This window comes from Paenibacillus sp. FSL K6-2862 (assembly GCF_038005125.1).
GTDB classification, from domain to species: domain Bacteria; phylum Bacillota; class Bacilli; order Paenibacillales; family Paenibacillaceae; genus Paenibacillus; species Paenibacillus illinoisensis_A.
Genome location: NZ_JBBOSN010000001.1, coordinates 612,057 through 636,258, shown reverse-complemented (window position 1 = coordinate 636,258; position 24,202 = coordinate 612,057). Strand labels below are relative to the sequence as shown.

General features: G+C 48.2%; 25 protein-coding genes. 4 read left to right on the top strand and 21 right to left on the bottom strand.

Annotated features, from left to right (window positions below; all coding sequences use genetic code 11):
* Positions 1 to 33: 33 nt before the first annotated feature.
* Both lepB and MHB82_RS03030 read right to left on the bottom strand, forming a co-directional pair.
* Entirely contained in the window at positions 34 to 639 is a 606-nt protein-coding gene (lepB, locus tag MHB82_RS03035; RefSeq protein WP_445671213.1) for a signal peptidase I, read from the bottom strand.
* Positions 640 to 868: 229 nt separating this feature from the next.
* A complete protein-coding gene (locus tag MHB82_RS03030) occupies positions 869 to 1,294 on the bottom strand; it encodes a GNAT family N-acetyltransferase (RefSeq protein WP_095293213.1) in 426 nt (141 codons plus the stop codon).
* A 532-nt stretch (positions 1,295 to 1,826) separates the two neighbouring features.
* Here MHB82_RS03030 and MHB82_RS03025 point away from each other — a divergent pair.
* Positions 1,827 to 2,438: a superoxide dismutase gene (locus MHB82_RS03025; RefSeq protein ID WP_056697187.1), complete on the top strand. Its 612-nt coding sequence runs from the start codon at positions 1,827 to 1,829 to the stop codon at positions 2,436 to 2,438.
* Positions 2,439 to 2,511: 73 nt separating this feature from the next.
* On the opposite strand, the gene mutY is transcribed toward MHB82_RS03025, so the two are convergent.
* The 5 genes from mutY to MHB82_RS03000 all read right to left on the bottom strand — a co-directional run bounded on the left by mutY (position 2,512) and on the right by MHB82_RS03000 (position 7,903).
* A complete protein-coding gene (mutY, locus tag MHB82_RS03020) occupies positions 2,512 to 3,828 on the bottom strand; it encodes an A/G-specific adenine glycosylase (RefSeq protein ID WP_095362107.1) in 1,317 nt (438 codons plus the stop codon).
* Between the two features lie 52 nt (positions 3,829 to 3,880).
* Positions 3,881 to 4,279 (bottom strand): holo-ACP synthase, encoded by a 399-nt coding sequence (gene acpS / locus MHB82_RS03015; RefSeq protein ID WP_110755398.1) that lies wholly within the window; start codon positions 4,277 to 4,279, stop codon positions 3,881 to 3,883.
* A 322-nt stretch (positions 4,280 to 4,601) separates the two neighbouring features.
* Entirely contained in the window at positions 4,602 to 5,411 is an 810-nt protein-coding gene (nadE, locus tag MHB82_RS03010; protein ID WP_095362105.1) for an ammonia-dependent NAD(+) synthetase, read from the bottom strand.
* A 138-nt stretch (positions 5,412 to 5,549) separates the two neighbouring features.
* On the bottom strand, positions 5,550 to 5,984 hold the full coding sequence (locus MHB82_RS03005; protein ID WP_095362104.1) for a BrxA/BrxB family bacilliredoxin: 435 nt from the start codon (positions 5,982 to 5,984) through the stop codon (positions 5,550 to 5,552).
* A gap of 221 nt (positions 5,985 to 6,205) precedes the next feature.
* Complete coding sequence (locus MHB82_RS03000; protein ID WP_341173768.1) at positions 6,206 to 7,903, bottom strand: two-component system sensor histidine kinase NtrB; 1,698 nt, start codon at positions 7,901 to 7,903, stop codon at positions 6,206 to 6,208.
* Positions 7,904 to 8,201: 298 nt separating this feature from the next.
* Here MHB82_RS03000 and MHB82_RS02995 point away from each other — a divergent pair, with 298 nt between their 5' ends.
* The gene (locus tag MHB82_RS02995) at positions 8,202 to 9,476 is read left to right on the top strand and encodes a BaiN/RdsA family NAD(P)/FAD-dependent oxidoreductase (protein ID WP_341173767.1); all 1,275 of its coding nucleotides are present in this window, start codon (positions 8,202 to 8,204) and stop codon (positions 9,474 to 9,476) included.
* 75 nt (positions 9,477 to 9,551) lie between these two features.
* On the opposite strand, the gene MHB82_RS02990 is transcribed toward MHB82_RS02995, so the two are convergent.
* The 4 genes from MHB82_RS02990 to MHB82_RS02975 form a co-directional block, all read right to left on the bottom strand.
* Positions 9,552 to 9,935: a hypothetical protein gene (locus MHB82_RS02990; RefSeq protein ID WP_341173766.1), complete on the bottom strand. Its 384-nt coding sequence runs from the start codon at positions 9,933 to 9,935 to the stop codon at positions 9,552 to 9,554.
* A gap of 71 nt (positions 9,936 to 10,006) precedes the next feature.
* Positions 10,007 to 11,269, bottom strand: a complete 1,263-nt coding sequence (locus MHB82_RS02985) for an ABC transporter permease (protein WP_341173765.1) — start codon at positions 11,267 to 11,269, stop codon at positions 10,007 to 10,009.
* Between the two features lie 19 nt (positions 11,270 to 11,288).
* Entirely contained in the window at positions 11,289 to 12,020 is a 732-nt protein-coding gene (locus MHB82_RS02980; RefSeq protein ID WP_341173764.1) for an ABC transporter ATP-binding protein, read from the bottom strand.
* A 202-nt stretch (positions 12,021 to 12,222) separates the two neighbouring features.
* Positions 12,223 to 13,542 carry an MFS transporter gene (locus MHB82_RS02975; protein ID WP_095362098.1) on the bottom strand — a complete coding sequence of 440 codons (1,320 nt, stop codon included), beginning with the start codon at positions 13,540 to 13,542 and terminating at the stop codon, positions 12,223 to 12,225.
* 490 nt (positions 13,543 to 14,032) lie between these two features.
* Here MHB82_RS02975 and MHB82_RS02970 point away from each other — a divergent pair, with 490 nt between their 5' ends.
* Complete coding sequence (locus MHB82_RS02970; RefSeq protein WP_095362097.1) at positions 14,033 to 14,494, top strand: MarR family winged helix-turn-helix transcriptional regulator; 462 nt, start codon at positions 14,033 to 14,035, stop codon at positions 14,492 to 14,494.
* Positions 14,495 to 14,579: 85 nt separating this feature from the next.
* Here the strand turns inward: MHB82_RS02970 and MHB82_RS02965 are convergent, their stop codons facing one another.
* The 4 genes from MHB82_RS02965 to MHB82_RS02950 form a co-directional block, all read right to left on the bottom strand.
* Positions 14,580 to 14,933, bottom strand: coding sequence for a hypothetical protein (locus MHB82_RS02965; protein ID WP_341173763.1), 354 nt, complete (start codon positions 14,931 to 14,933; stop codon positions 14,580 to 14,582).
* 318 nt (positions 14,934 to 15,251) lie between these two features.
* Positions 15,252 to 16,772, bottom strand: a complete 1,521-nt coding sequence (locus MHB82_RS02960; RefSeq protein ID WP_249281264.1) for an MDR family MFS transporter — start codon at positions 16,770 to 16,772, stop codon at positions 15,252 to 15,254.
* 46 nt (positions 16,773 to 16,818) lie between these two features.
* The gene (locus MHB82_RS02955; protein WP_110755376.1) at positions 16,819 to 17,391 is read right to left on the bottom strand and encodes a GNAT family N-acetyltransferase; all 573 of its coding nucleotides are present in this window, start codon (positions 17,389 to 17,391) and stop codon (positions 16,819 to 16,821) included.
* Positions 17,392 to 17,588: 197 nt separating this feature from the next.
* Positions 17,589 to 17,885: a hypothetical protein gene (locus MHB82_RS02950; RefSeq protein WP_095293227.1), complete on the bottom strand. Its 297-nt coding sequence runs from the start codon at positions 17,883 to 17,885 to the stop codon at positions 17,589 to 17,591.
* Between the two features lie 198 nt (positions 17,886 to 18,083).
* On the opposite strand from MHB82_RS02950, the gene MHB82_RS02945 reads away from it, so the two are divergent.
* A complete protein-coding gene (locus tag MHB82_RS02945; RefSeq protein ID WP_095293228.1) occupies positions 18,084 to 18,563 on the top strand; it encodes a GAF domain-containing protein in 480 nt (159 codons plus the stop codon).
* Positions 18,564 to 18,719: 156 nt separating this feature from the next.
* Here MHB82_RS02945 and MHB82_RS02940 read toward each other — a convergent pair whose 3' ends face one another.
* The 6 genes from MHB82_RS02940 to MHB82_RS02915 all read right to left on the bottom strand — a co-directional run bounded on the left by MHB82_RS02940 (position 18,720) and on the right by MHB82_RS02915 (position 24,194).
* On the bottom strand, positions 18,720 to 19,511 hold the full coding sequence (locus MHB82_RS02940) for a MerR family transcriptional regulator (RefSeq protein WP_341173762.1): 792 nt from the start codon (positions 19,509 to 19,511) through the stop codon (positions 18,720 to 18,722).
* Between the two features lie 293 nt (positions 19,512 to 19,804).
* Positions 19,805 to 21,229, bottom strand: a complete 1,425-nt coding sequence (locus tag MHB82_RS02935; RefSeq protein WP_341173761.1) for an aldehyde dehydrogenase family protein — start codon at positions 21,227 to 21,229, stop codon at positions 19,805 to 19,807.
* A gap of 155 nt (positions 21,230 to 21,384) precedes the next feature.
* Positions 21,385 to 21,807 carry a universal stress protein gene (locus MHB82_RS02930; protein WP_095362090.1) on the bottom strand — a complete coding sequence of 141 codons (423 nt, stop codon included), beginning with the start codon at positions 21,805 to 21,807 and terminating at the stop codon, positions 21,385 to 21,387.
* A gap of 17 nt (positions 21,808 to 21,824) precedes the next feature.
* Positions 21,825 to 23,042, bottom strand: a complete 1,218-nt coding sequence (locus MHB82_RS02925) for an MFS transporter (protein ID WP_341173760.1) — start codon at positions 23,040 to 23,042, stop codon at positions 21,825 to 21,827.
* A 157-nt stretch (positions 23,043 to 23,199) separates the two neighbouring features.
* Complete coding sequence (locus MHB82_RS02920; protein WP_341173759.1) at positions 23,200 to 23,655, bottom strand: MerR family transcriptional regulator; 456 nt, start codon at positions 23,653 to 23,655, stop codon at positions 23,200 to 23,202.
* A gap of 176 nt (positions 23,656 to 23,831) precedes the next feature.
* On the bottom strand, positions 23,832 to 24,194 hold the full coding sequence (locus MHB82_RS02915) for an SdpI family protein (RefSeq protein ID WP_095362087.1): 363 nt from the start codon (positions 24,192 to 24,194) through the stop codon (positions 23,832 to 23,834).
* Positions 24,195 to 24,202: the final 8 nt, after the last annotated feature.

The window sequence follows — 24,202 nt, the reverse complement described above, 5'->3', positions numbered from 1 at the left end:
CAAAATGCAGTCTAAAGTTTCCGGACCAACATTTTACAGCTTCTTAATCTCGGAAAACGGCCAGAAAATAAACTCGGCTTTGCCGACAATTTCGCTGGATGTAATACTGCCAAACACGCGACTGTCCTTGCTCTTCCCTTCATGACGGTTATCACCCATCACAAAATAATGATCATGCTCAAGCGTGATCGGGCCAAAATCAGGATCCTGCACCTCGGTATCCGTATACGCCTCTGCCTGCTGTTCTCCATTCACAAACAAATGGTGGTCACGTACTTCAACCGTATCGCCCGGTAGTCCAACAATACGTTTAACCAGAAACTCCTTTTTCTCCACACCTTCACTCGGGTCCCGCAGTACAATAACGTCAAACCGGGATGGCTTCCCAATATCATAGACAATCTTGTTGACGAACAAACGATCACGCTCGACCAGTGTCGGCTGCATCGACTGACCTTTAACCATCGACAGGTTAAATACAAACAAATTCAGCAGCATCATGATCACAAAAGCAACAACGATTGTCTTCACCCAGTCCCAGAGTTCTGCAGCCCAGGATTTACCCGGCTGTCCAGACCCTGTCTGGTTGCTTCGATCTTCGGAATTCATACGCTCTGTAGAAGGTATATTGGAGTTCAAAGGGACACCTCGTTTATCAATTTTGTTCCAAATAAAGGCGTTCATATTCCCTCTAAGTCTATCTTATTTGCCGGAGTGAAACAATTGGTTATGAACACCAGCAGCGCGAGGCATAATCCGAAGCGTGTTATCATACAAATAGAAAGGCATATCCCCACGTGGTTACGTTAAAGGATATGCCTAATATAAAATGAAAATCTGTTTATTTCTTTTCTTTAATCATTCAAACCTAAGCTTTGGACAAAATACTAAGTTTCTGAAAAGCACTTAATATCTTGTTGGCACCGTAACCCATAGCTTCGTATAGAGGCATGGCTGCTTTGTTGTGCTCATCACCCGCGACCCATATTTGGCTGACTTTTCGTTGCTGAAAACGTTGCTCCATGGCCTCGACAAGTGTTTTGCCGACTCCACGGCGACGATAGTCTGGATGGACCGCAATACGGTAGATGCATCCCTGGTTGTGATCAATCGTACCGATCAAGGCGCCGACGAGGTCTCCCTCTTCTTCCGCAACCATAATCAGGTCAGAATCCCATGACAATTGACGGGCAAACGGGCCCATCGTGTTCTCATAACACTCTTCCGATAGTGCAACCTGGAGAAGCTCCGTCATCTGGCTTGCATCACTCAACTGAAAGGAACGAACGTGCATGTCTTAAATCTCCCTTTTCGTTAGCTTGATGAGGTTTTACAAAAAAGGGATCCCCTTTTTACCAAAAACCCAATGTTCGAATAATGACAAAAAACGAGAAAATACCGCTTCTTCGTCAATTAAACCATACTTTCCGCCATAAAACACGCATTTTCTTTTGAAAGCGCTTAATTGTAACCGTTTACATCCGAATATTAATTTTTCTGTCTATGAAAACAACTAATATCACATAAATATATTCATATTGGGTAAAATATGTTTGTTAACCCGAGTCATGCAATTGATCAACTTCCCAGGGGACTTAATAAACAAAAATGTTGCTTAATTAGCCCGGATGCGGTTTAATATTAGTGGCAAGGGTATTATTACATATGTACCTGAGCAGTTTGCATGAATTCAATGATCGACTCTCCCACACCAAGGTAGAGATCGAATTGATTCCTTTCGTCTAAACCCTTGTACCGGGGATCGAATCAATTGATGATGCAAAATGCTGATTAAAAAATTCAAAATCTCAGGAGGTATTTTCACTATGGCTTTTCAATTACCGGCACTTCCTTACGCTAACGACGCTCTGGAACCACATATCGATGCACAAACGATGGAAATCCACCACGATCGCCATCACAATACTTACGTAACTAACCTTAACGCAGCTCTGGAAAGCGCTCCTGAACTGCAAGAAAAAAGCTTGGAAGATCTGATCGCTAACCTCGACAGCGTACCAGAAAGCATCCGCACAGCGGTTCGCAACAATGGTGGTGGACATGCTAACCATAGCCTGTTCTGGGAAATCATTGGACCTAACGGCGGCGGCGCTCCAACAGGCGACATCGCAGCTGCAATCGACAGCGAACTGGGCGGCTTTGACAAATTCAAAGAAGACTTTGCAAAAGCAGCTACAACTCGTTTCGGTTCCGGTTGGGCATGGCTCGTTGTAGGCAAAGATGGCAAATTGTCCATTACTAGTACGCCTAACCAAGACAGCCCGCTCTTCGAAGGTCTGACTCCAGTATTGGGTCTGGACGTATGGGAGCACGCTTACTACCTGAAATATCAAAACAAACGTCCTGATTACATCGGTGCTTTCTGGAATGTAATCAACTGGGATGAAGTGAACAAACGTTACGCAGCAGCGAAATAAGACTGCCTGCCTATGCCTATAAGAAGAGCCTGATTCGGTCGTCATGACTGAATCAGGCTCTTTTTTATTGGAATTATTCCTTTACCTCATCATACGCCCCAGCAAAGTAACTGCTCAGCAGCTTCAAGAAGACATTAGGGAATGCCAGCTTGTCCATATCCTTGGGCCCGATCCATCGATAAATGAGTCCGTCTCCCTTGCCTGTCTGCGACAGGGCAGAGTTATAGGGTGTATCCGCAGCTTCCGTAACGCTCTCTCCAACCAGATCGGCTGTTGATGAACTAACATCCAGCATGGAAGCAGCCATCTCCTTGGCGGCCGCCTGGGCATCTGCATCATAGGCGGCTCTTGCTTCCGCAGCGATCAGCGGAAGCTCCTCACTGCCCTGGTCCTGCTCGGTGAACTTGTACACCTGCAGGTTCCAAACAATGTGGCTGAACACATGCTCCGCATGGGTAGCCAGCCCCTCCGGGCGGGCAGCGAAGCCCTCCGCCCACAGACTGCCAGCCAGCAGTGCCATGGCTGGCTCATCGGCCAGCGGCCCCGCCGCCTTGCCGGCTGCGGCGGGCGCCGCCAGCACATGCGGCAGCTCCCACATGCGGGCCAGCAGGCCCGTCGCTGGGCGCTGGCGCACAAGCACTTGGCCGCGATGCTCGCCGCGGCCCTCAACCAGGGCGACCAGCCGCTGCTCAGGGCGCGGCGGCTTCGCCTTGGTCTTGACCGGCAGCGTGAGCTCCCGTCCGGCGATGCGGCCGGAACATTGCTCCATGACCGGGCAAGTCAGGCAGTGCGGCGCTTTTGGTGTACATACCAGCGCACCAAGTTCCATCAGCGCCTGATTGAAATCACGCGCCCGCCCTTCCGGAATGAGCTCTCCTGCAAGCTCTTCCATCAGTACCCGGGTGCTGCCCTTCATAATGTCCTCATCAATGAGGAAGTATCTGGACAGAACCCGCATGACATTGCCGTCCACCGCAGGCTGCGGCTGGTTGAAGGCAATACTGAGAATGGCCCCGGCTGTATACGGGCCCACCCCTTTTAATGCAAATACGGCCTGTTTATCCTGCGGCATCTCTCCTCCGTGCAGCTCCATCACCTGCTGGGCTGCCGCCTGAAGGTTGCGGGCACGGGAATAGTAACCAAGTCCCTCCCAGTTCTTCAGCACATCCTCTTCCGCCGCTTCGGCCAAGGCCTGAACGGTTGGGAAATTGGCAATAAACCGGTTGAAATACGGGATGACCGTATCCACGCGAGTCTGTTGAAGCATGATTTCCGATACCCACGTAAAATAGGGATTATTGTGACGACGCCACGGCAAGTCACGTCTGTTAATCATGTACCAATCCAGCAAATTCACACTAAAGTGTTGCTTTTGTTCCATTAAACCCATATTTCCGTCCTCTCCTGTTACCTTGCTATTCCTATTGCTCTATTCTTACCGGCTATTTGTCCGTCTTCTCCACAATGGCAAAAGCTGCTGCAAGCTCTGTCTGATGCGTAATACTGAGATGAATATCATACTGCTGGTCATATGGCAATTGAAGCCGTTCCCAAGCCTGGCTCGATAACGTGGCGACCGGGCGCCCCTTTTCGTCAGGAAGCACCTCGATATCTGTAAAACTCATCACGCGGCCGATGCCGCAGCCAAACGCCTTGGACACTGCTTCCTTGGCTGCAAACCGGCCAGACACAAATTCAGTCATTCTCTTCCCTCGTTCAGCTGCCAATCTCCGCTCAGCCGGAGTTAAAATTCGAGCTATAAATGCTTCGGCATAACGACCAGACAGCAGCTTCTTCATACGTCCGATCTCCAGTACATCGTTTCCAATTCCATATATCATTAACGATTCACCCGCTTAATCTTTTATGCTGTGTAGAATCTTGAATGGTTTCTATTCATCGCTGTTACTCCGAACACGTATTCTATTGTAGCAGGAGGTAGAGCGAGAAGCGAGTACCTCACCGACATTCCCATTAATGTTAAAATAAGAATCCGGAAGGATGTGGACCTGGGCCTGCTGCTTCGTCAGATTGAAACCTGGAATGGATCATAATGGATATCAACCATTTTCAACTACAGCAAAAAGAGTCACTGCCTCATGCAGTGACTCTTTTTTCATTAACAAGCTAAATCATTCACCCTGTAAACTTTACACCAACATTTTAGATGCCTGGGATGGCATTGCGTTTATGGTGTGTGCGTGTATAGAATGACTCAAGACGCTCCTGTGCAGCAGGATCAATCTGTTTGCCTTCCAGATAGTCGCTGTTATCCTCATAGGAAATACCCAGTTCCTGTTCATCGGTCTGGCCTTCCCAAAGCCCTGCTGAAGGAGCCTTGTCCAGAATTTCGCTCGGAACACCAAGGTATGCAGCAAGCTGACGAACCTGACGTTTGTTCAGGCTGCTCAGTGGGGTAATATCAACTGCCCCGTCGCCCCACTTCGTATAGAAACCGGTGATGGCTTCGGAGGCATGATCCGTACCTACCACCAGCAGGTTTTCTTCAAAAGAAAGTGCATATTGCATAACCATGCGGGTTCTTGCCTTTACATTCCCTTTGCCTTGTGGAGTCATATGACGTGGGCTGCCCATGGATTTGAAGCCTTGCTCCACTTCAAGCGCGATCTCATTAACCGCATCTTCAATATTGGTTTCCACCACATGCTTCAAGTCAAACGCTTTTGCAACCGCGTAGCTGTGATCGATATCGGATTGCTCACCGTATGGCTGGAATACTCCCAGTGTTTTGTATTCCTGGTTGTTCTCAGCTGTGAGTTCGTCTGTAGCCTTTTTGCACAACGCTGCAGCGACCGCACTGTCAATTCCGCCACTAATGGCAATAAGCAATCCCTTGGTACCGGAATTTTTCACATAGGATTTCAGAAAGTCAACGCGTTTGCGGACTTCCTCTTCTTCATTAATGCTTGGCTTAACCTTCAACTCAGCGATGATCTGTTGCTGCAAACTCATCGTTCAACACACCCCGTTTCTACATAAATGAAATTTGATGTCCAGCTTGAAAGGTCCGAATGGTTCAATAACCTTATTTGCTCAAAATGAAACGCCCCGGCATCGGTCATCCGAAGGGCGGGGCGCTCCTAGAGCTAATTAACGGCAGTAACGGTCAAATGCATTCGTGAGATCAGCCGCAATTTCCTCCGCAGAACGGTCTTCCACTTGGTGACGCTCGATAAAGTGAACGAGTTCACCATCTTTCATCAGAGCGATGGAAGGTGAGGACGGAGGGTACGGTGCAAAGAACTCACGCGCTTTTGCTGTAGCTTCTTTGTCCTGTCCGGCAAATACCGTATACAGGTGATCCGGTGTAATATCGTGCTGAAGCGCTTGAGATACACCTGGACGACACTGACCTGCGGCACATCCGCACACCGAGTTAATCACGACAAGTGCTGTTCCTTTAGCATCTGGCAGACTAGCTTCTACTTCCTCAGGGGTACGCAATTCTTGAATACCCAGGCGAGTCAGCTCATCCCGCATCGGTTGAACCATATCTTTCATGTATTGATCAAATGACATCGACATTCGTTTCACTCCTTATTAATGGTTGTTCTATTATTTCGGGGAACATGTAATTGCCTCGGAATCCACAATCATCAATGCTCCGCCATACAAAACATGGATTTTAATGATGTGCTATCCCTATTATACATCGCCAAGCAATGAAAGCAAGGTTCAGACTCCGCCTGCGGTAAGGCTTCTTTCATATTATTATGTCTTGTTCCCTGGCAAAATATGCTGAGCTTTTATCGTTGAAACGAAACCTTGAAGGTTGTACCCTCACCTTCCTGTGACTCCACCGTAATTGTTCCGTTGTGTCGTTCCACGATGCTTCGGCACATGGATAACCCGAGTCCGGTCCCTTTGGCTTTCGTCGTATAAAAAGGTTCAAACAGCTTCTCTTGCTTCGGTTGTGCTATGCCTGCACCTGTATCGTGTACACACAGCTCGACCTTGTCATCGACCATCCGCGTTTCGAGCGTCAGAACCCCCTTCTCTGTCATGGCTTCCATGCCGTTGCGAGCCAGATTGAGCACGACCTGCTTGATTTCTTTCGTATTCAGGTGCAGCTTCGGCACATTATGGTCAAGCATGAGTTCAATACTCTGTCCACGCAGATTGGCATCTGCCCATAACAACGGGCTCAATTCATGGATAATGTCATGCAGCTGGCACTCTTCCTTTTCTGAGATTCGGTTCTGTGCTAGGGAGAGAAAGTCATTGATGATGCTGTTTGCCCGGTCCAGCTCCTCCAGTACAATCTGATAGTAGTGATCTAGCGATTCGGGACTCTTCTCTTGCATTAATTGAAGGAAACCGCGTACAACCGCCATCGGATTTCTCACTTCATGGGTTATGCTGGCAGCCATCTGCCCCACTAGACTTAGACGATCCACATTGTTCAGCTCGCTTCGCAGCATTTCCAGCTCAGTAATGTCCTGAATAATGAGCATGGCTCCCGTGACCTCTCTTGACCTTTCATGTGAAAGGGAGTAGATCGGCACGGTCCGTGACTGGAATACATAGGAACCATAGCGTACAGTCATTCCGTTGATTTCCCCATGCACAACAGCCTTACGTATACTGTTCTGCAAACTATCGGCCTGACCCTGTTCGACAAACTGGCTGGCCGGGAGACCGATAAAATTGGAAGTGGTCGTGCAGGGCAATTGATTTCTTGCTGTTTGCTCCATGGTATCATTAACAAACTGTACAGTTCCCTCCGGGTCCACTGTAGCAATGGATAATGGAACTGCGTTCAGTATTTGGTGAAGCTTTTCCGTTTCGGATATGTATTGATGATGAACTTCGGACAGATGTTGTTCCAGCCCCTGATGATGATGCATATGCTCAATCCAGAGCATACTAAAGCTGCCTGCAAGAACGGCACCAATGATGTACCCCAGCATGATGCCTATCCCTTGATCGAGGGAGAACGTTGAATTGCCATCCATCAAAGGAATGCACAGCAGGGCGGATACAATCAATTCTGCTGCGATCAACGAGCTGACCATCGTCATTTTGCGTGAACGCGTATAGTGCTTGAATCGTCTGGCCGTCAACCATACAATAGGATAGAGAAGAATGCCTGTTTGAAGGAGAAACTCGTACAAGGTGTAGGGATGTCCAATAAGAAAATAAGCGATTACATGGAGAAGGGTGAGCGTGAGGCCTACCACAGGCCGGCAGTACAATAGGCTGATGGTAAGAGGTACAACCCCCAATGAAATGGGAATAGCGGCGGGATACGCATAATGGGCAAATAGCAAACAGAGCAGCATACTGGCCGCACTTGTCAATGCCAGACAGTTCAGCATCATTCCACTGCGATCTGCTTTGGCCTGAACTTTTTTAGGAAGTCCCAGATAAAAAAAGGGAATCAGGAATACTGCAGAACCTGCCAGCAGCACTTGTAAAAGAATGTCCTTTAACGCAACCATCATGCCATCTCCCTCCTCGCCCGCACATACCCTCATGTATTTCTGATTAAAACATAGGCGACAGTATATTACAATATATCCCTTGAGACCTCATATTAGAACAGTTGCTTTCATTATAAATGGTTAAAGATGTGTACCATTTGTCCTATAATCCTGCATAATTCGATTTTTACGTCCAAGTGTACTATATATAGAAAACGAAAATAGCTGGAATCTATATGTGGTTTATTCAATTTCTTACCAGTGTTCAATTAAGAGTAATAAAGTAGACAAAATCAATGGAAAAAGAGGGTAATAATATATGTATGATGTCATTGTAATTGGTGGCGGTTCCGCAGGCTTAATGGCATGCGTTGCTGCTGCCGAGCATGGAGCCTCTGTGCTTCTGCTGGATAAGGGAGATCAACTGGGCCGCAAGCTCGGAATCTCCGGAGGCGGTCGCTGCAATGTGACCAATGCCAAAGAGACAGATGAATTGATCAGGCATATTCCCGGTAACGGGCGTTTCTTATATAGTTCATTTCAAAATCTGGACAATCAAGGGATTATGCGTTTCTTCGAAAACCTGGGTATTGCCCTGAAGGAAGAAGACAATGGAAGAATGTTTCCCGTTACAGACAAGGCCAAAACGGTGGTCGATGCTCTGGTGGGCAAGGTGGTTTCCCTGGGTGTGGAGATTCGTACCAAAGAGCCTGTCGAGGAGCTGATTCATGATGGACAGCATGTACAGGGTGTCAAACTTGCATCGGGGAAGATCGTCAAAGCCCATGCAGTCATTGTAGCAACCGGAGGCAAATCCGTACCTCAAACCGGTTCAACCGGGGATGGTTATCCTTGGGCTGAATCAGCCGGACATACCATTACGGAACTTTACCCGACCGAGGTACCCATTGTTTCCGGTGAGAGCTGGATCCAATCCAGAGAACTTCAGGGGTTATCTTTGCGGGATGTAGGGTTATCTGTACTGGATGCCAAAGACAAGACTGTGATTTCGCATCGTGGTGATATGATCTTCACGCATTTTGGTGTATCGGGTCCTATCGCCCTCCGATGCAGTCAATTCATTCGTAAGGTACAAATGAAATCCGACAGCACTCAGGTCATGATGAGCATTGATTTCTTCCCTGATCTGACTCCAGCTGCTCTGGAAAGACAGGTTCAGCAGGTCCTGGAGCAAGAGTCACGCAAGGCGGTTAAGAACATTCTGAAAACTTGGGTACCTGAACGTATGATTCCATTACTGATGAAACGTGCCGAGATTAGTGAAGACCTGACGTTCCACCACTTTCCTAAAGGTATGCTCAGCACATTATGCGGACTAATGAAGTCTTTTACCTTCCGCGTGGATGGCACACGTTCTCTTAAGGAAGCTTTCGTCACTGGCGGAGGTGTGCACTTAAAGGAAATATACCCAAAAACAATGGAGTCCAAGCTACTGCCAGGTCTATTCTTTTGCGGTGAAGTCCTGGACATTCACGGCTACACTGGAGGGTATAACATTACCGCTGCATTCTCTACCGGATACACCGCTGGCATGCATGCCGCAGAGTACAAAAACGCCAGTAGTATAAGATAAATTTACATGCCAAAAACAAGAAAACCTCGATGTGCCCACATGCTGTGGGACCCGAGGTTTTTTCTATTCGTCTGATTATGCTTTTACACTGCCCGAGAATCCATCCACTGAATCGTCAAAGGTTGGGTCATCGTCCCGATTATGCAATCCTTGTTGAAGCCCGCTGTCCTGAGTTCCATTTGCATAACCTTCGTGCCAATCCTCGTTAATGATATGAGCCGGAATGGATATATCCTGAAATTGATCAAACCCGTCTGTTTCAGCCAGGAACGCTGCGCTTCCTCCGTGTGACTGCACAATCTCCACCGCGGACTGTATATCCTGGCGATCGGTAGGAATGTACAATTCCAGCGGCCCCGATGGATACGGCTTATATCCAAGCTCCTTCAGCGTGGCCTCCGCCGCAAGCAATGCTGAATGGTCAGAAAAATGTACCTGAAGTTCACTATCGTCCATCATTCGTTTTTTCCTCCTCACTACAGTTGATCTCTCCTATAGCATGGTCACTAATGGAAGACGATATGCGAATTCTACTGAGATACTTTAGCTTGAACGGTCAATCGAATCCATCCTCCCACGGAAAGGCAGAAGAGTCCGAAGACCACGACAGCTGCCGCAACAATGATACTTAACAGCCAGCCAAGCCAGGTTATTCCCAAAGCGAAACCCATGATAAGGCCCAGCGGGATAAAAAGCATCCGAACCATCGTCAACCCTGCACGGTGCAGGGCAGCCGGGTCATAGGATAGGAGCTGCACATAGTCTGAATTCGCGAACACATCCCATGAGCGATAAAACAGCAGGGTCAGCATAATAATCAGCAAGCAGCACACGATGACATTAACGGGAAAAGGGGGAAGCATAACAGCTGCTGTGGAGAGACTACCCAGCTGCAAATACAGTTTCATCGTGGAAGAGTCTCGAAAAAAAGCTTTGAAAGCCGTTTCGGCTGTCCGGTTGGACATGGAACGATTGCGCAGAAGCCTGCGCCTTTTTCGAAAAATGACTGTTTTTGTACGAGGAACCTTCGGCTTGGATACCGATTGACTTAACATAAGCGCCGTTAGCTTCAATCGACCTCGTAAATCCTCCCGTACATCCCCCTCAAACGTGCCCTTCATCAACAGCCTCATTTGGATCAAAGTGACAAGGATAAGGATTCCGACAAAGATTCCAGCAAGCTGTCTCCATATCTCTCCGTCCATCCATGACGTTGTACGGATCGTAAAAAGTCCCAAGGCAATCGCGGCGGGGATGAGTCGAATCCAGCGTCTCCATCCGGTATATCGTACCTTAATGATGTGCAGAGCGATCGCCTGAATGGAAGCCACTATACCAAACCAGAGCGCAAGGAGCGCGATAGGTGTAAATGACATTTCATAAACACGAGACCACAAGGGTGCGGTCAAGGCCGTAATCACCATCATTTTGCCCAAATGCAGCACACAGGCTCGGAAAAGCCCTTGCTTCATTAAGGTCCGCATCCATAATGGTCTTGATTTCAGAAACAGCATGTCCGCTTCTTCCACAAAGATCAGTACACCGCCTGAAAGCATAACGATATCGATCAGCCCTGTCAGGACAGGCCCAGAGAGTTCAGTCGCCCATGTTGGCAGCGGTTTGGTCCATAGGCTTGAATACCACCCGATCAGATACAGCAGTCCCGGAATCAGCAGATACAACCATACCGTCCAGTCCACTGCCAATCTCAGATTTTTCAACTGTCCATTGAAATGCTCTCGACTCCTGCGTCTATATAAACGAAGTGGTGTATATCGCTCAGAGTTTCCCATCCCTCTTTCACCTCCCTGACTAGGATGTCAGTATATCAAAACAGTCGAATAAGGATAATTCTGGATGCCCGGCAACAGCGCGAATCTCATCCAGCGTGCCTTCAGCGGCCGATCTGCCTGCTGCAATCAGTACAAACCGGTCACAGATCCGTTCCGCTGTATCAAGTACATGCGTGGACATTAGCACCCCTGCCCCGCGGCGGCGTTCCTCATCAAGCAGCTGCAGGAAATCCTTCGTTGCACGCGGATCCAGTCCAATAAAAGGCTCATCTACAATATATACATCAGGTGAAGCCAGGAAGCCGATCATCAGCATCATTTTCTGACGCATGCCTTTGGAAAAACTGCCGGGAAGATCATCGCGTACATGATCCATACCGAAACGAACCAGCAGTTCCTCCGCTCTCGCAACAAATTCCCTTTCCTCCATTTCGTAGGCCGCTGCTGCAAGATCAAGATGCTCCCAGAGAGTCATATATTCATAAAAGACAGGCTGCTCCGGGATGTAGGCATATCTGCCCTCTCCTCCAATTGCAATCTCAAACTCGGCATGCTCCAGCAAGCCAAGCATCGTTTTGATGGTCGTGCTTTTGCCTGCACCGTTTGGACCAATAATACCTACCAGTTCTCCTGGATACACCTGGATTTGAATGTTTTGTATCGTCGACTTGCCTGCTTCATATCCTGCCTCTGCTATATGTACGTCCAGTATGGACTGCTTCGATGCTGACTCTTCCTTATCGATCTTCATGACCTTCACTCCCCGGTTAACGACTTGTCCAGTGTGTTCTCCATTATTGTAATGGAGGTATTAGCTTTGTATTTGATCATTTTGAGCATCTTTAATGAATTAGAGGTAGAAAATGAAAAACCTCTAAACACACAAAAAAAGCAGGGTTCCGAAGCCCCTGCCTTTTTAAAACACTAGAGTGGAAATCTCATACCAAATGATGCTAATCGCTTACAGCCACTGCCTCACTCGCCACCGTTACATCCATCATTTTCGATCTGCGTTTTAATACATAGACCAATCCCAGAAGTGTCATCAAAATGCCTGAACATACAAAGGCAGGGATAACACCAAACGACGTGACCAGAAATCCCCCTACAACAGGACCCATAATATTGCTTGCTGTCATGACGCTACCAACAGTACCAAATACACGCCCAGTCATCGCTTCAGGAGTTTGTTCCTGCAGCAAAATTTGAAAAGGCACCACGGCGAACCCAATTCCGATTCCTGCCAGGGCAAACATCGATATCAGCAGCAAGTTAGCACCCAGACCAGCATGCGGCCATACGCCGACAACGACACCTGCTGCACCAATGACAAGCCCAGTTATCGAGGTTCCAATGCCCATCTTCAGCACATGTCCTGCTCTTTTCCACTTCCTCACACTCATGGCTGCAATTAACGTTCCAACCCCACTGGCACCAACGCACCACCCCAGCAGATCACTCGAAATTCCAGGCAGCTGTCTGAACAGGACAACGGTCTGGGAATCTGCAAATTGCAGGAACAGAATGGCGGATGCCAGCAAAATGAGAGAAGAGCCTACCTGCGGTAAAGAAGCGAGCATACGAACGCCTTCCAGCGTATCCTTCAAAAAGGCACCTTTTTCTCGGGATGAAATGCCCCCTATTTCTTCTCCCTTACTTTCTTGTACGGACGGTCTTGCAGATTGGATCACCCGCTTACCCGGAATCCACAGCAAAATAATACCCGAGATGAGAAACGAGGCTGAATCCAGAATAAAACACCAGGTAATCCCAAAGGCTGCCACCAGCAATCCGCCAAGCGCAGGACCTATAATTTTGGACATCTGTTCGATCACCGAGCTGATGGAAACGGCTTGAGCCAGCTGCCCATGCGGCACAAATTCCTTCAACTTCCCGTTCTTGGCAGGTGAGAATACGACGTCGAATAACGATTTGAGAATAAGCAATACGTATACATGCCAGATCTGATCGGCAAAAATGAACCCGGCAACAATCACGACTCGTGCACCGTCCGCTGCGATCATCAACCATTTCCGATTCATCCGATCCGCCAGCGCACCTGCAAACGGCCCTGTCATCAGCACAGGCAATGCCGCACAAAGTGTAGTAAACGTAATTTCCCACGGCGTAGCATTCCAACGTATTCCCACCAACGTCAAGATTGCCAACAAATGCAGCCAGTCGCCCAGATTGGAGATGGCCTGCGCCACCATCAGTGTTACAAATGGACGGTTATGCTTCAGCCCGCGTTGTCCCTTCATTGTCATTTCCATTTTTCGCTTCTCCTCCACTTGCCGGAATGTTGATATGGCTTTAATTATATAAATGGAGACTTATTCCAACCTCCTTCCGGAGACGGAGAAGAGCCAACATCCGAAGGATGAACTTTCTCAGGTGCAGGCTACCATGGAGAAGGACGAATGCTTAAATTTTAAATGCTAAAAATGCAGATCTTGTGACATATCGCATGTTTTTAGTGGAAACAGAAGCTTACAATAGGGACATGGCGACAATCTGAATCGTCAAATGTAACCTACTCAACCCTATATAAGTTGAATATATCGTTTACATGTTAATCGTAACGAAGAGGACAGAAAAAACCTGAAAAGCAACGCGTTCACCTTTATCACCGGATTTTATCTTTGAAAAAGATTCAATAAAATCTGGAGATAACAGTGATTGGAGGGTTGTTCTGTCATCGTAGTGGTAGATAGTAACCTTATATTTCAACTTATATCACTAAACTGAAAAGGCGGGATCAGCATGCTGGAATTACAAGAAATCGGAACCGAACGTTCACTTCATCTGTACCGCACCTTGGCCAAAACATTCAAGAGCGTGAATGAACACGCTGTATCCGGTAGCAAAGTGCACGGCTTCAACCCTACTGCATACGGGGTGCTGGAAGTACTGTATATGAAAGGAGCACAGCCAATTCAACAGGTAGGCGCACAACTTCTGCTGCAGAGCGGGAACGTAACCTATGTCATTGATAAGCTGGAGCAAAAAGGGCTTTTACATCGCAAACACTGTCCGCAGGACAGACGGATTATATTTGTGGAACTGACAGAGGAAGGTCACCGGACCATGGATGATATCTATCCAGGGTATGCACACAAGATCGATCGTGCAGTCAGTGGTCTGAGCGAGGGTGACAAGACATTGCTGTCTGAGTTATTGGAAAGGCTTGCGCTCGGCGCAGACCGTCTATCTGCTAATGGTTGAAGAAATAACCCGGATAATAGTGAAAAATAAAATAACCGGTTTCGCCATTCTGCGGCGTAACCGGTTATTGTTGTTGAATTATTTATTAACTAACGCGCTTCCTCGGCTTGCTGATCCATTTCAAAATGAATTGCCATAACAGATAAACAAACGTAATGATCAGTACATATGAATACTGCCCGGTATGCTGAAAAGCATCCATCCTGAATACAAAGATCGCAAATAGAAGACCACATCCTGTCCCCAACAGGAGATAAGCCACAATTACATAAATCAACCTTGTTCCTGGACCCTTCATTTTTGTTGAAGCAAGCACAAGATCGACGAATAGGGAAAGAGGCAAAATGAGGAATAGCATCGTGGCAGCATTAATCAGCAAACTTATGATCCATATATACCAAAAAGGATAGTAATACGTATCTTCTGCTCGTTCCGCCAACGTTAGAAATCTTGAAACCCCAACGTACAAAGAAATGGTTATGACGGTCAGCAAGGCTGCAAATAATTTAATGGAAAATGGCATGTACCAATTAGATTCAGTCCTTGAATTATTCAATACACCTCTGCCCCATTCATACCAGATAACTCCATCTGGTACGGCGAAAAATTAAAAACCTGCTGTAAATTATATCAAATCCCCATTTAGAACCAACAAAAAAAGCAGCTGATCACAGCTGCCTTCTTGTGAAAATCAAAGCTCTATCTCGTCATGCTAATCAACAAAGTATCGGTCTTATGTACCGCATGGGTTAGACAATCACTTCCCGGCAACCTTGGCCTGTTTCGGCATTCCTGCCCCTGCCTCTGCCTCTTCCGGTACGATTAAACGTTTGCGTAATGCTAATGTGGTTAACCAGGATACGATCGCAATGACGAACATGATGACAAACAGGGAATGCAGACTGCCTTCCAGCACATTCCGAAGCAATGCCCATTTGTCATCCGACAAGGCAGCATCTGTATGCGGTGCGAGCAGCTCATTCAAGTCACTTTCGGATATGCCGGCATCGGCCAGGTGCTGTTCACTGGATAATTTCGATATCCGGTAATTCAACCATGTGCCAAATACGGCTGCGCCAATCGTTTGCCCCAGAGTACGCATGAACGTATGCAGTGCCGTTGAAGATCCACGTTCCTGATATCCTACAGAGGACTGTGCAATGATGGTGAATATCGTAAACGCAAATCCAAAGCCAAGTCCGTAAATAAAGGTCAAAATAAACAGCACGGCCTGCGGGGATGTTCCCCCGACCAGGAATAGCCCTCCCGAGCCAATCGCGATTCCGGTCAATCCAATGAGCGCAGTCAGACGTGACCCGATTTTCATCAACAGACGACCTGCCAAAACGCTACCGATTAACCAGCCTACAGACATTGGCGCGAGCAGCAGTCCGGATTCTGTCGCGTTGCCTCCGCGAACGCCCTGTACCCATAACGGCAAATAACTGGTCAGGCCGATCATCAACGTGCTGGTGAGCAGTCCCGCAATATTGGCAACGCGGATATCCCGAATACGGAACAGATGCAGCGGAACCATCGGCGCCTGGGCTCTTTTCTCAACAACAAAGAATAAGATCATGAATACAACCGCAACTGCACTCAGCCCCAAAATGAGCGGAGAGCTCCAGGCATAATACTGCCCGCCTGCTGACAACACAAAGAGTAATGCCGTTATGCCCACCGTGAAGGTCAGCGCACCGACGTAGTCGATTTTGGCGGTACGAGGTGAGATGTCTTCCTTCAAATAACGAAATACGAACCACATGGCAAGCAGGCCAAATGGCACGTTGAATCCGAAAATCCACTGCCAACCAAGATTATCGACAAAGTAACCGCCAAGCAGCGGCCCTGCCAGGGAAGATATGCCCCACACCGAACTGATCCAGCCCTGAATCTTGCCTCGTTCTTCAATTCGGTAAATGTCTCCAATAATCGTAAACGTAACAGGCACAACCGCTCCTGCCCCAATCCCCTGAATGGCACGGAAAATAATCAGCTGCTCCATATTCTGTGAGAAGCAGCATAGCAATGAACCGAGCAAAAACAATGCACAGCCAATCAGGAAGACGGGCTTTCGGCCGTAAAGATCACTGATCTTGCCAAAAATCGGCGTGCTGACAGCCATCGTGAGCAGATAAGCGGTAAAGATCCAGCTGAGCAGCTGCACACTTCCCAGCTCACTGACAATCGTTGGCCCCGCCGGACCAATGACCGTTCCTTCAATCGCCGACAAAAAGGTTGCCAGCAACAATCCCGCCAAGATGAAACTGCGTTTCAAACCTCCGGTTGTATTCACACAAACCCTTCTCTCTTTAGTTCTCTGTTTATTTACGGTGCTTGCGCAGCCACTCATCGTACAGCAGGGAGTACATCACCATATCCTTATACCCTGTTGACGTATGCTGTACCTGGCGAAGCAGGCCTTCCCGCGTGAAGCCTTGGTTCATTAGAAACTCACCGGAAGCGGCATTTCGCGGGTCGACCAATGCTTCAATCCGGTTAAGCCCCATGGTCTCATACCCGAAAGGCAGCATCACCGAGAACACTTCGGTCATATATCCATGCCGCCAGTAGTCACGACCCAGCTCGTAACCAATCTCTCCGCGGAATGCGCCTTCAAGCTGCCAGGTATTGTATCCACAGCTACCAATAAGACGGCCTGTCTCCTTCAGTTCGATGCCCCAGCGAATCGCCTCCTCTTCCCCTGCCATATGATTAAGCAACCCAATCATATCCGCAGCTTCACTTGTCCCGATCATCGGCGCCAGATTCATATAGCGGGTCACCTCCCGGTCTGACCAGTATGCGAACATCTGAGCCGCATCCCGGCGGCGCATTTTGCGCAGACGAAGTCGTGCTGTCTCGAGTTCGGGAATTCTCCCTCTGGATTTATACATAAAAAGACACTCCGATCCGATCCATCTCTGCAGACCATAAGATTCAATAGTCATCTAAACATAACCTGCGCCGATTGGCAACAGTTCAGTCATCGGTTTTGATATCAAAAAAACCGGGCCGCAAGGGTCCCGGTCTTGTTGTACGTATGATTCAATCGAGCTGTCCTGTAACAGCTTGTCCTGCCAGAGTTTCATCCTCAGGCGGTTGAAGCCTTCTTATCTGCTCCCAGCAGCTCATCGCTGACCCGGCCAAGCACAGCCGTAATTTCCTTATACTCTTCAATGCCTGTCCCGGTCAGGCTCCACTGGTCGCCATGGGCGGTCAGGAAGTTCTCCTGCGTGAGATGTTCAAGCTCCTGCTTGATCTCCCGCTCGCCAACTCGATAGCCGCGTTCCTCCAATAGAGGCAGTGCGTCACCGACGGTTAAATCCTGATTTTGGGCCAAATATAGAAGATGAATCCGTACAAAAAGATTCTGTACCTCTGCGTGCATAATCCAAACTCCTTCCAGGGTTATAGCCCTCCGTGATTGCTAAGTAATTACCCCGTGCGAGAAGCTGAGAAACAGGATGAATTTACAGGGGTTTCCCCTTCTCAATCAAAATTCTACCGAAATCCTCCGCTTGACTAAAGGCATGTACTGCACTATCTTGAAAATAAGTACCATTTTTGCTCGGGAGGGTGATTCACCATGTTTCAAGCTGTTTCCTATGAAGGAACACGAAGCGAGCAGCACACCGCCGTCCTGGGACAGTTAAGTGCTCTGATCCGCGATGAACCAAGCGCCATTGCCAATCTGGCAAACGCTGCGGCGCTGCTCAATGTATTTTTAACCGATACCAATTGGGTCGGATTCTACCTGTATGATGGCAAAGAACTTGTTCTTGGTCCGTTCCAAGGGCTGCCCGCCTGCATCCGTATTCCGCTCGGACGCGGGGTATGCGGCACATCTGCGGCGGAACGACGCACACTCGTTGTAGACGATGTTCATGCTTTCCCAGGTCATATAGCCTGCGATGCCGCATCGAACAGTGAGATTGTCGTGCCCATTATCAAAGACGGCGAATTATATGGGGTGCTCGACATCGACAGCCCGATCAAAAACCGTTTTGACGACGAAGATCGTATTTTCCTGGAACAGGCCGTCAAACTGCTCACAGAGCAGCTGTAACCACGGTTCTGCCGAAGGTCATTGTACCTATAATAAGCAGGTCGTTACAGCAATACGTACTGAAGATAGCCAAAAAGCACAGACCATTAGTGGTCTGTGCTTTTTGGTTTATGCCTTTACATCCATGTTCTGCTCGCCCATGGTTACTCTATGCATCTAGGTCAATTCCTGTTCCGCTTTGATCATCATGCCGTCTCGCAAAAATTCAGCCAGCTTCGGATGATAACCATCGTACATTTGGCGGAAATTTTGATGCTCCACATACAGATTGCCCAAATCACGATAGATTTCGGCAGTAGGCGTGTAATAATCCTTGACCCATTCGAGATGTCTGCCAATGATATGCTGAACTACCGGGGATTCAGGTGTCAGGCCATCTTCGATCGCCCGCTGTAAGTCCCGGTTGATTCGGTCTATTTTTTCCTGGGAATCCAGGTAATCTTCTTTGGTTTTGAGTTCCCCGTCATAAGATACGGCTGATTCAGATTGTGCTGGATGCCAGTTATTCGTTATGACCGGTTCATGGCTCGGTGCCTCCGTTGAATCAGGCAGCATACTGTGATGCCCTTTTTTGACAAAACCCTGATACAACTCCCGAACCTCAAGCTCATATTCTCCCTGCAAATGGGAAATGGTTTTGTCCAGAGTCTGGATCAAGCCATGCAAATGCAAGGCCTTCTCCAGCAGCTGAATGCGCTGTTGCTGCATCAGTTGAATGATATCGTGATGATCCTCCTGCAGCATGGAGCCGATTTCTTCCTGCTCCACTCCCAGCTCCTTACAGAACAGAATCTGCTGGAGCTTCAACAGCTCTGGTTTCTCATAATAAACTTCATTCTGGTCTCTACCTGCAAATGCAGGTGTTAGCCAACCTGATTTCACATATTGGCTCAATTCATTCAGACTTATACCGGACATGCCGGATACGTCAGCCATGGTATACGCCATTCGCAACACCTCCTGTCTACACTGCCTTATGATTCAGGTTTATTCATACTGCTTTTTATGTTGATTGAGTTAGGTACAAGATGGGGACAACAATTAGTCGATTGTTTTGCGGTATGTAAAATATTTATACCCTTCTGATGGGATGTGAACCGGGGGTCAGAAGGGAAATCGAAAGTGTTTTCACTATTTCCTATTGATTGATATAAGAAAAGTCCCACACCAACAGCATTGGGTGCAGGACCTTATTATTACTTCATGTTAGACAGGGCAAAACAGCCTGTTTGCAAACATCCTTAATTTTTATTGAACATGACAAATTTGAGTTCTGTCATTTCTTCAACGGCGTATTTGACACCTTCACGTCCCATACCGCTCTGCTTCACACCACCGTATGGCATGTGATCCACCCGGAACGTAGGAATGTCGTTAATTATGACCCCTCCAGCCTCGATATGATCAGCTGCATGCAGTGCTGTATGAATATTGTTCGTGAATATACCAGCCTGCAGTCCATAGATAGAATCATTTACGTACTCAATGCCTTCTTGGACCGAGTCAACAGTGTTAATTACAACAATCGGTGCAAAGACTTCCTGGCACGACACCTTGGCATCACGCGGCACGTTAACGAGCACGGTTGGACGCAGCACGCCTCCTTCAGCCTCTCCTCCTGCGGCGACCGTAGCTCCTGCCTGTTTTGCCTCTCCGATCCAATCCAGTGTCCGCTGTACGTCTTTGGCTGTAATAAGGGCCGAAACAACCGTATCCGGGTTCAGCGGATCTCCTATTACGACTTGATTCGCTGCTTCCGCGAAGCGGCGTATGAATTCGTCTGCAATGGCACGGTGTACATAGATACGCTGCAATGAAATGCATACCTGACCCTGATACGTAAAAGCACCTGTCACGCATCTTGGCACGACTTTGTCCAGATCCGCATCCTGATCCACAATGACAGCTGCATTTGATCCAAGTTCCAGCGTTACCCGTTTCAATCCCGCCTGACTGCGAATGCTTGTACCTACCGCCAGGCTGCCCGTAAATGTAATATGGGCTATGCGTGGATCGGATACGAGCACATCACCAATCGTTTTGCCATCTCCGCTTACCACGTTTAATGCCCCATCCGGCAACCCGGCTTCCTGAAGCAGGTTTGCAATATAGAAGGCAGACAACGGTGTCTGCTCAGCCGGTTTCAGAACAATGGTATTGCCTGCTGCAAGTGCAGGTCCAACCTTGTGTGCCACCAAATTCATCGGAAAATTAAACGGCGTAATCGCCCCGATGACACCCAGAGGCTGTCGCATGGTATATCCGATGCGCCCTTCGCCGCCCTTGGCTGCATCCAGGGGAACAGTCTCTCCCGTCAACCGCTTCGCTTCTTCTGCGGCAAAACGGTACGTTTCCACGGTACGATCCACTTCCGCAAGGGCGGCCGTGATCGGTTTGGCAGCTTCCAGCGCAATCACTCGTGCCGCCTCTTCCTTCCGCTCTTCCAGCAGGGCCGAGAGTTTGTAAAGAATGTCTGCACGCTTATGGGCAGGCATGAAGCGCATCTCTTTGCCGGCCTGAACGGCAGCTGTTATGGCTGCTTCTGCCTCCTTCGCCGAGGCGGTAGACACTTCCGCCAATGTTTCTCCGGAATACGGTGCCTGAAGTGCCTTATATTCTACGGATTCCGTGGGTTTACCACCGATAAACAGATGTTGTTTTTTCATTATTGAATCCTCCAATCCATCAATGCTGCAGGTCTGACCTAAATAGTTTATATTGGGTCAAGTCCATGACTGAACAACTTTGTGATCGCAGTTATCCTTTATCTATTTATACACCACAGCAGTATCTTCAACCCAGCCCCAATTACGGCAGAGTTCTATTTCACCGTTAATACCGGGCATTCTGCTTGTTTCAATACACCGTGGCTGACACTGCCAACGACGATTTCAGCCAGCACGCTTTTGCCGCCTGTGCCCATTACAATGAGATTGCCCTCTCTCTCACGCGATACCCGGCAGATCTCGTTTACCGGGTCTCCTGCTATCAGCAGCGTCTCATAAGGAATAGAATGTCCGGACAACAGCTGTTCTACCGGTGCAATAATATGCCGCCCTTCTTCCGCAATTCGGGCTTCGAGGTCTACTCCCAGAGCCGGCTCATTCAACGATATGGAAGGATTCACATGCACGATAATCAATCTGGCGGGATGCTTCAAATTTTCAGCTAAGTCAACTGCTGTTTCCAACGCCTTATGAGCATGATCCGACCCATCAACAGCCACTACGATTCGTTCCAGCATTTCAATTCCCCCATCCATTAATGTGTAATTGCTGCATCGATATCACGCAGATGTCTACGGCGTGCAAGCAGAACCACGACACCAACCAATACCATCAATGCGCCAAAATAAAACGGTGTTTCCGGCAGGAACCATTCCGACAATTTACCTGCAAGCCAAGGTGCCAGCGCACCGCCAAGGAAACGTACGAAGCTGTAGGCAGCGGACGCAACCGAGCGTTCAACCGGAGCAGCCTCCATAACAGCCGTCGTAATCAATGTGTTGTTGATACCGAGGAATATCCCGGCAACGATAACAGCAACAATGACAGTTGTGGACGATCCCATGACTGTACCCATGGCCATAACAATAAGGTCAATCGCAAACAGGGTCAGCATAACACTCATGGAAGGGACCGAGCCGAATCGACGCTGCAGTCTTGGTGCCACGAATACAGACGTAATCGCAAGCATGAGGCCCCAGCCAAAGAACACATAACCAAGTCCGTGCTCATCCAGGTTCATCACATAAGGTGAATAAGCCATCAACGTGAAGAAACCAAAGTTATACAGAAAGGCAGTAATCGCCAGTGTTTTCAGGGATGGATAACCCAGCGCCTTGAACGGATCGGACAAGGAACTGCGTGTTTTCGGCTTGGCCATTTTGGGCAGCATAAACGTAATGCTGATAAAGGCAATCATCATCAGGACTGCAACGCCATAGAATGGGCCACGCCATGAGATGGAACCAAGCTCACCACCAAGCAGTGGACCTACGGCAATACCAAGACCCAGGGCAGCTTCGTACAAAATAATCGCTTTGGCTGTCCCCGAAGTGGACAGACCAACAATGGCAGATAACGCTGTAGCGATAAACAAGGCATTACCTAGCCCCCAGCCTCCCCGGTAACCAACCAGGGCACCAACCGTATCTGATGTTCCGCCCAGAGCAGAGAAGATGACGATAAGTAAAATCCCGCTAAGCAGCGTCCATTTGACACCGATCCGGCTGGAAACAACGCCAGTAATCAGCATGGCAATCCCGGTTACGGCGTTATAGCTTGTAAACAGCAAGGAAACCTGACTTTTGGATGCATGCAGCTGATCTGCAATGGCAGGCAGGATCGGGTCAACCAATCCCAGCCCCATAAATGAAATGATACAAGCGAAGGCGACAGCCCATACAGCCCGTGGTTGGGACAGTAATCCTCCGCGTGATGACGGCAGTTCATCAGGTAAGGATGGTTCTCTTTTCATACATGATACCTCCTGGTTATGAATTGAAATATAATTGTAATGCATGAAATTTTCATTTCATTTTCAAAATCAAGTGAAACAAAACGGCACAAAATGACACCGGCTCTCCGGTGCTTGCACGATTTCGTTTGTATGGGGTTATGTGTTGCTCTCTTGCTTATCCGTCTTCCGGATGTTTCGTAATCTCATTCTTTTGTAATCGCTGAATCCCGTTCTGAACCCGTTCTCGCAAATCCTCCAGCTCTGCCTGTACGGCATGAATACTCTGCAGTTTCTGTTCAATTAACTGTAGTTGACCACCCAGCGTTACATCCATACTGGTGAGTTTTTCAATCCGTTCCTTCACTTCGGTTGTCTGCTGGTAATCAAATCGCTGCTCATTCAGCACATCAGCCATTGCGATATACGTATGCAGTTCCTGTAGGGAGAAGCCAAGCACTTCCTTGGCACGGACGACCTTTTTCAGATAGTCGATATCCTCTCTCGTATACAGCCGCGTGCCACCGTCCGTCCGCTGAGGTGAAGGCATGACACCAATCTCTTCGTAATACCGGATGGTACGCTTCGTCAAACCACATTCCTTGGCTACGTCGTCGATCTTATACAAGCTCATTTCCTTCACCTCACTTTTATATGTCTATAATGTTATGTACATAATTATATATAATTATAACGTTAACGTCAACGTTAGATTTGATCTGCAGCAGCGCCATGACCTCACCGAACACAAAAAAGACCCGCTTTCGCGGATCTTCTGCCTCTATCTTATATACATCAAACTACGATTTTCTATGATGCACCTTGCTCGCTTTGCTTCCGCTTCTGAGCATGCTGTACTTCCTTTAAGCGCCCTTCCACTTTCGTAAACAGTCTGAATGTATAGAACGCAACTGCAAACAGACTGAGTACGAGTGCCTGTACATCGGTAAACCAGAATCCAAGAATACCAAACACCGTAATTATGACCCCAAACTGCATCATCAGGTTTGCGCTGTAACGCTGAGCTTCGTCCCATAAATCGGGATCACTCATGGCGCGCGGGGTACGATAACCATATATGCCATTAATCTTTTTCGGCGGTTTTTTGAACAGCATTAACCCCAGCACGAAATAGCACACTCCGCATATTAACCCTACAATTGCTCCTGCCAAATTGTTCT

What these genes read in the sequence shown, in the direction of transcription:
- MHB82_RS03030 (WP_095293213.1), bottom strand. Translation starts at nt 1,294, where the DNA reads ATGCACGTTCGTTCCTTTCAGTTGAGTGATGCAAGCCAGATGACGGAG.
- MHB82_RS03025 (WP_056697187.1), top strand. Translation starts at nt 1,827, where the DNA reads ATGGCTTTTCAATTACCGGCACTTCCTTACGCTAACGACGCTCTGGAA.
- mutY (WP_095362107.1), bottom strand. Translation starts at nt 3,828, where the DNA reads ATGGGTTTAATGGAACAAAAGCAACACTTTAGTGTGAATTTGCTGGAT.
- acpS (WP_110755398.1), bottom strand. Translation starts at nt 4,279, where the DNA reads ATGATATATGGAATTGGAAACGATGTACTGGAGATCGGACGTATGAAG.
- nadE (WP_095362105.1), bottom strand. Translation starts at nt 5,411, where the DNA reads ATGAGTTTGCAGCAACAGATCATCGCTGAGTTGAAGGTTAAGCCAAGC.
- MHB82_RS03005 (WP_095362104.1), bottom strand. Translation starts at nt 5,984, where the DNA reads ATGTCGATGTCATTTGATCAATACATGAAAGATATGGTTCAACCGATG.
- MHB82_RS03000 (WP_341173768.1), bottom strand. Translation starts at nt 7,903, where the DNA reads ATGATGGTTGCGTTAAAGGACATTCTTTTACAAGTGCTGCTGGCAGGT.
- MHB82_RS02995 (WP_341173767.1), top strand. Translation starts at nt 8,202, where the DNA reads ATGTATGATGTCATTGTAATTGGTGGCGGTTCCGCAGGCTTAATGGCA.
- MHB82_RS02990 (WP_341173766.1), bottom strand. Translation starts at nt 9,935, where the DNA reads ATGATGGACGATAGTGAACTTCAGGTACATTTTTCTGACCATTCAGCA.
- MHB82_RS02985 (WP_341173765.1), bottom strand. Translation starts at nt 11,269, where the DNA reads ATGGGAAACTCTGAGCGATATACACCACTTCGTTTATATAGACGCAGG.
- MHB82_RS02980 (WP_341173764.1), bottom strand. Translation starts at nt 12,020, where the DNA reads ATGAAGATCGATAAGGAAGAGTCAGCATCGAAGCAGTCCATACTGGAC.
- MHB82_RS02975 (WP_095362098.1), bottom strand. Translation starts at nt 13,542, where the DNA reads ATGGAAATGACAATGAAGGGACAACGCGGGCTGAAGCATAACCGTCCA.
- MHB82_RS02970 (WP_095362097.1), top strand. Translation starts at nt 14,033, where the DNA reads ATGCTGGAATTACAAGAAATCGGAACCGAACGTTCACTTCATCTGTAC.
- MHB82_RS02955 (WP_110755376.1), bottom strand. Translation starts at nt 17,391, where the DNA reads ATGTATAAATCCAGAGGGAGAATTCCCGAACTCGAGACAGCACGACTT.
- MHB82_RS02950 (WP_095293227.1), bottom strand. Translation starts at nt 17,885, where the DNA reads ATGCACGCAGAGGTACAGAATCTTTTTGTACGGATTCATCTTCTATAT.
- MHB82_RS02945 (WP_095293228.1), top strand. Translation starts at nt 18,084, where the DNA reads ATGTTTCAAGCTGTTTCCTATGAAGGAACACGAAGCGAGCAGCACACC.
- MHB82_RS02940 (WP_341173762.1), bottom strand. Translation starts at nt 19,511, where the DNA reads ATGGCGTATACCATGGCTGACGTATCCGGCATGTCCGGTATAAGTCTG.
- MHB82_RS02935 (WP_341173761.1), bottom strand. Translation starts at nt 21,229, where the DNA reads ATGAAAAAACAACATCTGTTTATCGGTGGTAAACCCACGGAATCCGTA.
- MHB82_RS02930 (WP_095362090.1), bottom strand. Translation starts at nt 21,807, where the DNA reads ATGCTGGAACGAATCGTAGTGGCTGTTGATGGGTCGGATCATGCTCAT.
- MHB82_RS02925 (WP_341173760.1), bottom strand. Translation starts at nt 23,042, where the DNA reads ATGAAAAGAGAACCATCCTTACCTGATGAACTGCCGTCATCACGCGGA.
- MHB82_RS02920 (WP_341173759.1), bottom strand. Translation starts at nt 23,655, where the DNA reads ATGAGCTTGTATAAGATCGACGACGTAGCCAAGGAATGTGGTTTGACG.